The organism is Rossellomorea sp. ABR4_012 (assembly GCF_056159545.1).
Window position 1 is genome coordinate 48,146 of sequence record NZ_JBSWVK010000002.1, and the last position, 12,334, is coordinate 60,479.

The window sequence follows — 12,334 nt, forward strand, 5'->3', positions numbered from 1 at the left end:
TGAAATTTAAACAAACGTTTGATTAACTCTGAAATGGTTGATAACAAAAGGCCGGGGGCGTTTAAACAAACGTTTGAATGAATTGGCATGACCGTCTCTTCTCGTTCATAAAGTGGTTATGAGGGACACAGTGAAGGAGGAGGCATCGATGAATTATTATCAATACGGCTATCCTGCCTATTCATATTATCCTTATAGAAATCTGCCTGCGATGGCATATGCCATGATTCAGGGAGGACCACTCGCTCCCAAACTAAACGGATATGTCTTTTTTCGGGAAGTTCCGAATGGAGTTGAAGCATTCATAGAGGTAAATGGGCTGCCGCAGTATCAAAAAGGAAGCGGGGATAAAAAGCCAGTTGGGCCGCATGGCTTTCATCTTCATGAAAAAGGAGTATGTGAAGTCGGAGATAAGGAGGATCCTTTTCAATCTGCAGGAGGACATTGGAATCCGGATAATCAGCCGCACGGAAATCACGCAGGAGATTTTCCGGTGCTGTTCTCCAACGATGGCTACAGTAAAATGTCCTTCTTTACGAACAGGTTCAAAGTGGACGATGTCATCGGAAAAGGAGTGATCATCCACCAAAACCCGGATGACTATAGATCCCAGCCTTCCGGGGATGCAGGGAAGAGGCTTGGCTGCGGAGTGATCATGAAGTATGGAATGTAATAAAATAATGAAAACGCGGACCTCCATGACAGAGGTCCGCGTTTCCTTTCTATAAGATCCCAAGTACATCAAGCATGACAGCAATAATTAAAATCGGAGCGATAAAACGGATCAGGAAAAACCATGTTTCGAATAATCCTTTCTTCAATCGGCTTCCACGCTTAAGCTCTTCATACAGCGCCGTCTTTTTCATTTTGATCGGGATGAACAGGGCTATGAGCAGGGAACCGATCGGCAGCAATACATTACTCACTGTAAAGTCAGCCAGGTCGAAAATCGTCTTACCGAAAATGATGACGTCGCCAAGTACTCCATAAGATAATGCAGATGGAACTCCGAATGCGAAAATCGCAAGCCCGATGATCCATGACCATTTTTTGCGGAGTGCAGGATCCCCTTTTGAAATGACGGAAACAATGATTTCAAGCATCGAAAAGGCGGATGTCAGAGCTGCAAACAAGAATAGCACGAGAAAGGCGATAAAGAACAGCATCCCGAATGGCAGCTGATTAAAAATTGTCGGCAGTACATTAAATAATAGAACAGGCCCGGCTCCAGGCTCAAGTCCGAATGAGAACACTGCCGGGAAAACGGCAAGTCCAGCCAGAAGAACGATAAAGATGTTCATCGCTACGATGGAAGCGGCTGAGCGGGGAAGACTTTGATCCTTCGGTAAGTATGAGCTGTAAGTAACCATTACCGAAACCCCGACACTCAGTGTGAAGAAGGATTGTCCCATCGCCTCCAGTATCGTTTGTGATGTTACTTTGGAAAAATCGGGCTCCAGCAGGAAAATGATTCCTTCCATTGCCCCATCAAGCGTGACTGCACGCAGGACCAGGATGATGAATAGCACAAAAAGTGCCGGCATCATGATTTTGCTTGCACGCTCGATTCCCTTCTGAACCCCTTTGGCAACAACGATGATTGTCATCAGGATGAAGAGGAATTGAACAAATACGCTCAAGCCCGGATTTGAAATCGTTGCTCCGAAAAGCTCGCCGTATTGTTCGGAGGTGAGTCCGTTCATCCCACCTGTTATCGCTTTGAATAAATAAACGACGATCCATCCTCCGACCACACTGTAGAAAGATAAAAGGATGAAGGATGTAATCATTCCAAGTATGCCCACCCAGTGCCATTTGGTGCCGGGGGCTATTTTTTTGTACGAATCAACCGCATTGCTCTGGGCTGTGCGCCCGATTGAGAACTCTGCAAGAAGTAATGGAAGGCCGAGTAATAAAGTAAATAGAATAAAGATCAGGAAAAAAGCTCCGCCTCCATTTTGACCTGCGGTATAGGGGAACTTCCAGATTGCCCCCAGTCCGATTGCAGAACCTGCTGCTGCGAGGATAAAACCAAGCTTTGATGACCATTGTTCACGTTGACTCATGTTCAATCTCCTTTCTTGTCTTTTTTCGCTTTAAACATAAAAAATCGCCCCTACAATTGTAGGGACGATTGAATATCGCGGTACCACCCTAGTTATGAGAAAATGTTCTCACCACTCGAATAAAATAACGGCTGTGCCGTCTTTTGATCACGTCAAAAGAAGCTCCAGAATCGAAATTCGCTAAAGCATTTATGTACCGATTCGCACCAGCCACCGGCTCTCTTAAACAGGGAAATGTTCGCTACTAGTTTCCTTCAAAGCTTGTTCAATATTAGGTTATTCAATTTTTATCATGAAACGAAACAACTTGTCAATAAATTTCGAAAATACAAATATTGTATTCTTTCGTTGAAACGTTTACAAAGCACCCCATCACTTCAATTGTTTCCTGCATCTTTCTCTTGTAAAATAATAAGAATGAGCAAGAAAATATGAACGGAAAAGGTGTTAGAAATGAAACCTATCATTGTCATCGGCGCTGGCATCCTCGGCGCATCAACAGCCTATCATCTCAGCAAAAAAGGGGCACGGGTTACGCTCATAGACAGACAGGACCGCGGACAGGCAACAGAAGCGGCAGCAGGTATCGTATGTCCATGGCTGTCCCAAAGGCGAAATAAGGTGTGGTACCGCCTCGTAAAAGGCGGAGCGAAGTACTATCCTCAATTAATAGAAGAATTGGAAGCACTTGGTGAAACCGAAACCGGTTATCGGCGGGTAGGGGCCATCAGCCTTCACACCGACGACCAGAAGCTCGACAAGATGATTGAACGAGCGGTGAAGCGGCGAGGGGATGCCCCTGAAATGGGAGACATAACAAAGTTGACTGCAGCGGAAACGAAAGAACGATTTCCTCTTCTGGCAGAAGATTTTGCATCTGTACATGTCAGCGGAGCGGCAAGGGTGGACGGAAAGGCCCTGCGAAATGCTCTGATAAGCGCTGCTAAAAAAAATGGAGCCGACTTCCGATACGGAGATGCCAAAATGTTAATGGCAAACGAGTCTGTAACCGGAGTGACGATTGGTGAGGAAATCATTCAGGCTGACACAGTCATTGTCACAGCTGGGGTTTGGGCGAAGGAATTCTTCGCAGAGGCGGGCATCGATTTTCAGGTGTCGGGTCAAAAAGCACAAATCCTTCACCTGGAAGTACCGCAGGCGAACAGCAGCCAGTGGCCGGTTATCATACCGCCGGGCAGCCAATATCTTCTTGGTTTTCCAGGAGGAAAAGTGGTAGCAGGTGCCACTCATGAAGATGAGGCCGGATTTGACTGCAGGGTGACGGCCGGCGGCATGTATGAAGTGCTCCACAAAGCGATCGAAGTCGCCCCGGGCATCCAAAACAGTACGGTTGTTGAAACAAGAGTAGGCTTCCGTCCATTCACGCCAGGATTCCTGCCTGTATTCGGAGCGGTCCCCGGCCTTGATGGGGCATTCACTGCAAACGGCCTCGGGGCTTCCGGATTAACGGCAGGACCTTATCTTGGCTCCGAACTTGCCCGACTGGTGATGGGGGAAGAAACTGAACTGGACCCTGCAGACTATAATGTAGCGGATGCCATCGGATAATCACATTCGGCAAGTAACGATTTTCCTCTATCTTCTAAAGGCCGGCGCCTTTATAATAGAGGGAGTGTGTGTTTGAAAAACCATTAGTTTATATAGAAAAGGTGTAATCATATATGAGTTTATTATCTGTTAAGAACTTAACCCACGGTTTCGGTGACCGTGCAATTTTCAATGATGTCTCTTTCCGCTTGTTAAAGGGGGAGCACATCGGGTTGATCGGTGCAAATGGTGAAGGGAAATCAACCTTCATGAACATCATCACGGGTAAGCTTGAGCCTGACGAAGGAAAAGTGGAATGGGCAAAGCGCATCCGTATAGGTTATCTAGATCAGCATGCCCAGCTGAAACAAGGTATGACGATCCGTGATGTATTGAAAACAGCGTTCCAGTACCTGTTTGACATGGAAGCTGAAATGAACGAACTATTCAGCAAAATGGGGGATGCGTCGCCTGAAGAGCTTGAAGAACTGCTTGAAGAGACGGGAACCCTTCAAGACGCATTGACGAATAATGACTTCTACATCATCGATGCGAAGGTGGAAGAAATCGGACGCGGGCTGGGTCTCGATGACATCGGTCTGGACAAGGATGTCCACGACTTGAGCGGAGGACAACGAACAAAGGTCCTGCTTGCAAAGCTTTTACTCGAGAAGCCGGATATTCTGCTTCTTGATGAGCCGACCAACTATCTTGATGAGCAGCATATCGAATGGTTGAAGAGATATCTTCAGGATTATGAAAATGCATTTATCCTGATTTCGCATGATATCCCATTTTTAAATAGCGTCATCAATCTGATCTACCATATGGAAAATCAGGAATTGAACCGCTATGCAGGGGATTACCACGAATTCAAGAAAGTCCATGAAATGAAGAAGCAGCAGCTTGAAGCCGCTTATAAAAAGCAGCAGCAGGAAATGAAAGATCTGAAGGATTTCGTGGCACGCAATAAAGCCCGAGTATCCACACGTAACATGGCCATGTCCCGTCAGAAAAAACTTGATAAAATGGACGTCATCGAATTGGCAGCCGAAAAGCCGAAGCCTGAATTCAATTTCAAGTTGGCAAGAACAGCCGGCCGTGTCATCTTTGAAACGAAGGATCTTGTCATCGGATATGATACACCCCTGTCAAAACCGCTTAATTTAAAAATGGAGCGCGGCCAGAAGATTGCCCTGTCAGGTGCAAACGGAATCGGTAAGACAACGTTACTAAGAAGTATTTTAGGAGAAATCCGTCCGATCTCGGGTTCAGTTGAACTTGGGGACTACCTGCATATCGGTTACTTCGAACAGGAAATCAAAACCCAGAACTACAACACCTGTATTGAAGAGGTATGGAACGAGTTCCCATCCTTCAACCAGGCTGAAGTGCGTGCGGCACTTGCAAAATGCGGATTGACTACAAAGCACATCGAGAGCAAGGTTGAAGTGCTGAGCGGTGGGGAAAAAGCAAAAGTCCGCTTATGTAAGCTGATGAATAAAGAAAGCAACGTTCTCGTCTTTGATGAGCCGACCAACCATTTGGATGTCGAAGCGAAAGAAGAGCTGAAACGTGCGTTGAAAGAATACAAAGGCACTGTCCTATTGATCAGTCACGAACCTGAATTTTATAATGATGTGGCGACTGAAGTGTGGAACTGTGAATCTTGGACGACGAAATTGTTTTAATAATATATGTAAAGTGCTCCCTTTGAGAAGGGGGCACTTTTTGTTATGGAGAGGAAGAGGGAGGGTCGGATTTTGTCGAGAAATCAGTAGTTCGCCCTTATATTTCAGATGTCGCCCTTATATTTGGATTAGCGCCCATAAGATGATTATTTAGCCCTTATATCCTGAATATCGCCCTTAAAATCAATATATCGCCCATATATCAACAATATCCCAAGAATCAGTACAATCGACAGCATCATTTAATCCTGGTTTACTCTTAACAGGTTCAATACTCTATGTGTTTTAAATTTTCTGAAAACATATTGACAATTTTCAGTAAAGACGTTATCTTTTGAGTAGTTGAATATAACACGTATTTTAATAAACGAATAAATAACGTTATATAAATATAGATTTATATAATGACGATGTATGAGGGAGGCATAGATATTGATTTTGCATGAGATTGAAACCGCCGGTCGAGATCGAATGGAAAGCCTTCAACTAGAGCGACTCCAAAAAACAGCCAGTCTTGTTTACCACTCCGTACCATTTTACCGAAATCACTTCGAACAAAGAAACCTGCATCCAGATGATATCCGATCTTTAGAGGACATAAAATTGTTACCGCTTACAACGAAGAAGGACTTGCGTGATCACTATCCTTTCGGCATGTTCGCAGTCAAGCAGGAGGATATGGTCAGAGTCCATGCTTCTTCCGGGACGAGCGGCAAGCCGACAGTGGTCGGCTACACCCAAAATGACATTGATATGTGGGGAGATATAGTAGCCAGGGCGATCGCGATGGCCGGAGGAAGACCGGGAAGCGTGCTGCATAATGCATATGGATATGGATTGTTCACGGGCGGACTGGGCCTTCATTACGGCAGTGAAAAACTTGGGATGATTACCGTGCCGGTATCTGGCGGAAACATGGATAGACAGATCACCTTGATTGAGGATTTTAAGCCATCCGTCATTTGCGGTACTCCCTCTTATGTGCTCAACCTGGCAGAGACGATCGCAGCTCAGGGGAAAGATCCAGCATCACTTTCACTGGAGGTTGGAATATTCGGAGCGGAGCCATGGTCAAATAAGATGCGGGATACGCTTGAGGGGATCCTTGACATCAAAGCATGTGATATTTACGGACTGAGCGAAGTGATCGGTCCCGGCGTTGCCATGGAATGTCCTGCGGCGCAGCATGGCCTTCATATTGCGGAGGATCATTTCCTGGTTGAAGTCATTCACCCTGATACATTGGAACCGATGCCTGAAGGAGAAACAGGTGAGCTGGTCTTTACAAGCTTGACGAAAGAAGCGTTCCCGATCATCCGCTACAGGACGGGTGACATTGCTTCGATTCAGCATGGAACATGCTCCTGCGGCAGAACGACCGTCAAGATGTCGAGAGTGAAGGGACGGGCGGATGACATGCTGATCATCAGGGGGGTAAATGTCTTTCCTTCTGAAATGGAGCATCATCTCCTTGAGCTAAAGGAACTCGCTCCCCATTATCAGCTGCACCTAAAGAAAAAGGGAGCGCTTGATACAGTGGAGCTTCAAGTTGAAATCAGCTCGGATTTCTTCGCAGGAATCTCAGGGAATATCGAGCATGATAAAGTCCGAGAATTAACATCGAAAGTAAAAAGGGTGATGAAGAACGGCTGCCTGGTATCCATGGATGTAAACGTCAGGGCGCCTAAGGAAATACCGCGATCGGAAGGAAAGGCCATTCGAATCGTCGATCTTCGGGAAGAAGCGATTCTCCCGTAAAAAATTTTGTCCAATAAACCTATTACATGTTAGTCAATCATCGTGAAAACAGTGTGATAAAGGAGGCAGTGCAATGAGTCTGCAGATGACAGAAGAAGAGCATATGGCACGCTTTATGAAGAAAATCGAAAATGATGAAAAGATCGAGGCTGATGATTGGATGCCCGATGAATATCGAAATGCGCTGATTAAATTGATTTCGATGCACGGCATCAGCGAGATCATGGGAGCACTCCCGGAGAAGGAATGGGTACCGAAAGCCCCGTCCCTCCGCAGGAAACTCGGCATCATGGCCAAGGTTCAGGATGAAATGGGGCATGGCCAGCTCCTGCTCCGTGTAGCAGAGGATCTGATGAAGCCTTATGGAAAAACAAGGGAACATATCATGAGGGATTTATTTTCAGGAGATTTGAAGTTTCATAATGTCTTCCACATGGAAGCACCGACATGGGGAGATGCAGGGCTGATCGGCTGGCTCGTCGATGGTGCTGCCATCATCTCGCAGACAAATATGCTGGGGGCATCGTATGGTCCTTATGCACGTGCACTGAAGCGGATCTGTGCGGAAGAAGTCTTTCACGCACAGCATGGTGAAGCGATCATCATGGCACTTGCAGAAGGGACAGACGAGCAAAAAGCTCTCGTACAGGATGCAGTCAACCGCTGGTGGGAAGCACTTCTGATGTTTTTCGGGCCGGCTGATGCAAAAACAACCGGCTCTTCAAAACAGGATATCACCATTAAATATAAAATCAGAACAAAAACAAATGAACAGCTCCGTCAGGATTTCTTTACAAAGTATGTGCCAAGAATGCTGTCTTTGGGGCTTACGCTCCCTGACGACACGATGTATTACGACGAAGAGCAGGAGCTGTGGGTCTATAAGCAGCCTGACTGGAGCAGATTCAAAGAAATCATCCGCAATAATGGACCGAAATCGAAGGAACGCCTTCGCCTGCGTGAGTTATCCTATGACAACAACGCCTGGGTACGCGAAGCCCTGAGTCCAAGCGGGAGAGTCAGTTAGAAGGGAATGAGGCAGATGTCTGACAAGGGCCAGAGTTTTTATCAGGAGTTTGAAGTATTCAGCAAACGGTCGGATGGGGCGCCGATGCAGCATCAATTCAGTCTGCTTGCCCCAAATCATGAATTGGCGATGGTGATGGCACAGGAGAATTTCATGAGGAGAGAACCGGTAGCGGACATTTGGGTCGTAAAACGGTCGGATCTCAGAATGATGACACCTGAAGAAAGAGAAAGTGTAAAGCGTCTGGATAACAAGGATTACCGCAATGCAAAAGGATACGGCTATCTTAAGAAGAAGTGGCGTCAATATGAACAGGAAATGCTTGATGAGAAAGAAATCATGTCCTGGGGAGAGTTGGTGAAGAAGAAATGATCGTGAAAAGTCCGGATGAAATCCCGAATAACGAGTATAAAGAAGCCCTGTTGAGTCTGCTGTATCAGCTGGCGGATGATGACTTCATCCTTGCGTACCGCGGCTCTGAATGGCTTGGGCTCGCACCGCATATCGAGGAGGATGTTGCATTCTCATCCATTAACCAGGACACGATGGGCCACGCCACCATGTATTATCAGCTGCTTGAAGAGCTGGGCGAAGGCAGTCAGGATTCACTGGCTCATGCCCGTCCTTCAAATGAAAGAAGAAACGCGGTTCTTTTGGAGGAAGTGAACGGGCCTGGGGATTATTTGACAGAACCCAGATACGATTGGGCTTTTGCCGTGGTCAGGCACTATTTTTACAGTGTCGCGAAAAAGGTACGCATCGATTCATTGAAAAACTCTTCATACGAACCATTGGCACAGCTCGCAATCAAAATTAATACGGAACTATACTATCATCTGCTTCATTGGAAAACGTGGTTCATGCAGCTGGTGAACGCCGGCGGGGAAGCATCACTTCGTATGAAGGAAGCGATGGAAAGAGTGCTTGATGAATTCCAGGGTGTCCTTACGCTGGGGCCGGCAGGTAAAGAAATGGCCGTCATGGGACTAATCGAGGGAGAAGAAAACCTTAATAAGCTCTGGGAACTGGCCCTGCAACCTGTCTTCCAATCTGCGAATCTCGCATTTCCGCCAAAAACAGCCATGAAAAAAGGCGATGGCCGCAAAGGCGAGCATACAGCCGACCTGGATCAAGCATTGTCTACTCTCAGCGAAGTGTATAACTCAGATCCGGCAGCAACCTGGTAAAGGGTGATCAGAAATGACTGAAATGATTTGGAACGTCCTTCACACTGTGAAGGATCCAGAAATTGATTCAATAAGTATCGTAGATTTGGGAATGGTGAATAGAATTATAGAGGAAGAGGGTCGGGTAAAGATTGAATTGCTCCCTACATTCATGGGCTGCCCGGCACTCGACATCATTAAATCGAATGTGGTGAACGCCTGTAAGGAGCAGTTGGGGACAGGGTCAGTGGATGTGAAATTCGTATACAACCCGCCTTGGACCTCCAGCCGGTTAACCGAAAAAGGCCGCGAAAGCCTCAAGGAATTCGGCATCGCACCTCCGCCGAGGGACTTCACGGGAGAAGAAGACTGGCAGATTAACTGTCCGTACTGTGACTCTCCCTATACATCAATGGAGAACCTCTTCGGACCAACCGCCTGCAGGAGCATCCTCTACTGCAAGCAATGCAAAAACCCGTTCGAAGCAATGAAGCCTATCTCTACCATGGTGTAAGAAAAGCGGAGGCGGCTCGTTCAGCCCCGACAAGCATAAGATGAATGGGCCGGGAAGGCGCATTTTGCCTTCTTGGACCATTTAGCTTATGACCTCGAGGGGCTAGCCGCCGGAGCTGGACAGTAAGAAAAGCGGAGGCGGCTCGTTCAGCCCCGACAAGCATAAGATGAATGGGCCGGGAAGGCGCATTTTGCCTTCTTGGACCATTTAGCTTATGACCTCGAGGGGCTAGCTGCCGGAGCTGGACAGGAAGAAAAGCAGAGACGGCGTGTTCAGCTCATAAAAAAGATTGGTTAAGCTGAATTTTTAACCGGATCCAGCGGTTGATTGGAGTGGAAGACGAAGACTCCTGCGGGAAAGTAGCTAATGTGAGACCTGTCCAGCTATGGGGCTTAGAGGCACATGTCATAAGTCAAACCGACCAAGAAGGCAAAGAACGCCTTCGTGGCCGATTCGCCTTATGCCACCCGCCTCTGAGCAAAGCCCCTCCGCTTCTCTGCCCGCAGGAGCGCAGCGACGAGGAGGCTCACGAGCTACCCGCGGAAAGCGAAGTCTACCACGGAAATCAACTGCGGTATAAAAAGCCTCAACTAAAAAAACAGATTATAAGGAGAGATTCCAAATGGTAAAACTAATCGCATTATACAAACACCCTGAAAACAAGGAACAATTCGACGAGCACTACTTCAACACCCATGCCCCGATCACAGCGAAAATCCCGGGCCTGAAAGAAATGAAGGTTACAAGAATCACAGGTTCGCCGATGGGCGGAGAAGGCAAGTACTACTTAATGTGTGAAATGTACTATGAAAGCCATGAAGCATTGAAAGCAGGACTCAAATCCGATGAAGGAAAAGCTTCCGGAAAGGATTTGATGGGCTTCGCTGCTGAACTGGTCACTCTCATGATTGGTGAAGAAGTGAATGAGTAAGCACGAATACATTGTGGTCAGCGAAAGGGACGGGCTCGGATTCATCGAGCTGAATCGTCCCAAAGTGCTGAACGCCATCAATCGTCCCATGGTTTCAGAAATCGTGGAAGCTTTTGAGGAATTTGACCGGAATGACAATGTGAAAGTGATCATTTTATCCGGGAAAGGAAGGGCATTCGCCGCAGGTGCAGATATCGATGAAATGTCAGAAGACGGCGCCATTGATCTTGAGCTCCTCAATCAGTTCACTGAATGGGATCGCCTCGCATGGATCAAAAAGCCGATCATCGGTGCTGTTCAAGGCTTCGCGCTCGGCGGCGGCTTCGAACTGGCATTGTGCTGTGACATGTTGTTTGCAGCAGAAGATGCAAGCTTCGGGTTCCCGGAAGTGAATCTCGGGGTAATGCCCGGCGCAGGAGGAACGCAGCGTTTGACAAAGCTCATCGGGAAATCGAGGGCGATGGAATGGCTCATGTCAGGCGACCGTTTCACTGCGGCTCAGGCACTCGAATGGGGTGTCATCAATCGTGCGATCGCTCCGGAACTACTAATGGAAGAAACAGAGAAATTTGCGAAGAAACTGGCGTCGAAGCCGCCGCTCTCCATACGGTTGATCAAAGAATCCGTCCATAAAGCGGTTGATTATTCTCTTTACGAAGGAATGCAGTATGAACGGAAGAATTTCTATCTTCTTTTTGCCTCAGAAGATCAAAAAGAAGGAATGAAAGCTTTCGTAGAAAAACGCAAACCACATTTCAAAGGAAAGTAAGGAGGCTACATAATGTTCGAAACCATTAAATACGAAGTGAAAAACCATGTAGCCTGGATCACCCTGAACCGCCCGGATAAATTAAATGCGTTCATCCGCCAGCTCAACCTTGAAGTCGCGAAAGCGGTAAAAGAATCTTCCCGGAACGAGGACGTAAGGGCTATCGTAATTACTGGTGAAGGCCGTGCGTTCTGTTCAGGCCAGGATTTGAGTGAAGTGGATGATTCCATGGACCACGGGGAAGTGTTAAGAAATAATTACGGGCCGATGGTGAAGGAAATCGATGCCTGCGAGAAGCCGGTCATCGCGGCGGTGAACGGGGTGGCGGCAGGAGCAGGATTCTCCCTGGCGCTGGCATGTGATTTCAGGCTTGTATCAGAAAAAGCAAGCTTCGTTCAGGCATTCGTCCACGTCGGATTGGTTCCTGATTCAGGCAACCTCTACTATTTAACCAATCTGGTAGGCTATGCAAAAGCGCTGGAACTTGCCGTCTTTGGTGAAAAAATCACGGCAGACCAGGCTGAGAAGCTCGGATTGGTGACGAAGCTGATTCCGGTTGACAGCTGGCAGGAAGAAACAACCGCATTTGCTGAACGAATCGCTTCCATGCCTACAAAGGCAATCGGACTGATGAAAAGGCTTCTGAAGGGAAGCCATGATCTATCTTTCAATGACTATTTGGAAAAAGAAGCTTACGCCCAGCGGATCGCGGGCCAGACCGAAGACCACCGCGAAGGCGTCACCGCTTTTATGGAGAAAAGAAGACCTGCTTTTCACGGTAGATAGACTATTCTTGAATTTTAGGCTGAATCCAGCGGTTGATTGGAGTGCAAGACGAAGACTCCTGCAGCTAGACATGTGAGA

At 47.2% G+C, this 12,334-nt stretch carries 12 protein-coding genes and 1 other annotated feature; of the genes, 11 read left to right on the forward strand and 1 reads right to left on the reverse strand.

The window, feature by feature from the left end; all coding sequences use genetic code 11:
- Positions 1–148: 148 nt before the first annotated feature.
- Positions 149–673, forward strand: coding sequence for a superoxide dismutase family protein (locus ACXAFV_RS09860; protein ID WP_475126168.1), 525 nt, complete (start codon positions 149–151; stop codon positions 671–673).
- Between the two features lie 49 nt (positions 674–722).
- Here ACXAFV_RS09860 and ACXAFV_RS09865 read toward each other — a convergent pair whose 3' ends face one another.
- A complete protein-coding gene (locus tag ACXAFV_RS09865; protein WP_475126169.1) occupies positions 723–2,066 on the reverse strand; it encodes a sodium-dependent transporter in 1,344 nt (447 codons plus the stop codon).
- Positions 2,067–2,123: 57 nt separating this feature from the next.
- Positions 2,124–2,333, reverse strand: a binding site (T-box leader).
- A 186-nt stretch (positions 2,334–2,519) separates the two neighbouring features.
- Between ACXAFV_RS09865 and ACXAFV_RS09870 the strand changes: the two genes are divergently transcribed.
- The 10 genes from ACXAFV_RS09870 (at position 2,520) to ACXAFV_RS09915 (ending at position 12,256) form a co-directional block, all read left to right on the forward strand.
- Positions 2,520–3,635 (forward strand): NAD(P)/FAD-dependent oxidoreductase, encoded by a 1,116-nt coding sequence (locus tag ACXAFV_RS09870; RefSeq protein WP_475126170.1) that lies wholly within the window; start codon positions 2,520–2,522, stop codon positions 3,633–3,635.
- A gap of 113 nt (positions 3,636–3,748) precedes the next feature.
- Positions 3,749–5,305, forward strand: coding sequence for an ABC-F family ATP-binding cassette domain-containing protein (locus tag ACXAFV_RS09875; RefSeq protein ID WP_475126171.1), 1,557 nt, complete (start codon positions 3,749–3,751; stop codon positions 5,303–5,305).
- A gap of 432 nt (positions 5,306–5,737) precedes the next feature.
- Entirely contained in the window at positions 5,738–7,063 is a 1,326-nt protein-coding gene (locus ACXAFV_RS09880) for a phenylacetate--CoA ligase family protein (RefSeq protein WP_475126172.1), read from the forward strand.
- A 73-nt stretch (positions 7,064–7,136) separates the two neighbouring features.
- A complete protein-coding gene (gene paaA, locus ACXAFV_RS09885) occupies positions 7,137–8,090 on the forward strand; it encodes a 1,2-phenylacetyl-CoA epoxidase subunit PaaA (protein WP_475126174.1) in 954 nt (317 codons plus the stop codon).
- Positions 8,091–8,105: 15 nt separating this feature from the next.
- A complete protein-coding gene (gene paaB / locus ACXAFV_RS09890) occupies positions 8,106–8,462 on the forward strand; it encodes a 1,2-phenylacetyl-CoA epoxidase subunit PaaB (RefSeq protein ID WP_475126175.1) in 357 nt (118 codons plus the stop codon).
- A complete protein-coding gene (paaC, locus tag ACXAFV_RS09895) occupies positions 8,459–9,277 on the forward strand; it encodes a 1,2-phenylacetyl-CoA epoxidase subunit PaaC (RefSeq protein ID WP_475126176.1) in 819 nt (272 codons plus the stop codon). The genes paaB and paaC overlap by 4 nt, the downstream gene beginning before the upstream one ends.
- Positions 9,278–9,290: 13 nt before the next feature.
- Entirely contained in the window at positions 9,291–9,770 is a 480-nt protein-coding gene (gene paaD / locus ACXAFV_RS09900) for a 1,2-phenylacetyl-CoA epoxidase subunit PaaD (RefSeq protein ID WP_475126177.1), read from the forward strand.
- Between the two features lie 622 nt (positions 9,771–10,392).
- Positions 10,393–10,701, forward strand: a complete 309-nt coding sequence (locus tag ACXAFV_RS09905) for an EthD family reductase (RefSeq protein ID WP_172248888.1) — start codon at positions 10,393–10,395, stop codon at positions 10,699–10,701.
- On the forward strand, positions 10,694–11,470 hold the full coding sequence (locus tag ACXAFV_RS09910; protein WP_475126178.1) for an enoyl-CoA hydratase/isomerase family protein: 777 nt from the start codon (positions 10,694–10,696) through the stop codon (positions 11,468–11,470). The genes ACXAFV_RS09905 and ACXAFV_RS09910 overlap by 8 nt, the downstream gene beginning before the upstream one ends.
- 12 nt (positions 11,471–11,482) lie before the next feature.
- A complete protein-coding gene (locus ACXAFV_RS09915) occupies positions 11,483–12,256 on the forward strand; it encodes an enoyl-CoA hydratase-related protein (protein WP_475126180.1) in 774 nt (257 codons plus the stop codon).
- Positions 12,257–12,334 lie beyond the last annotated feature (78 nt).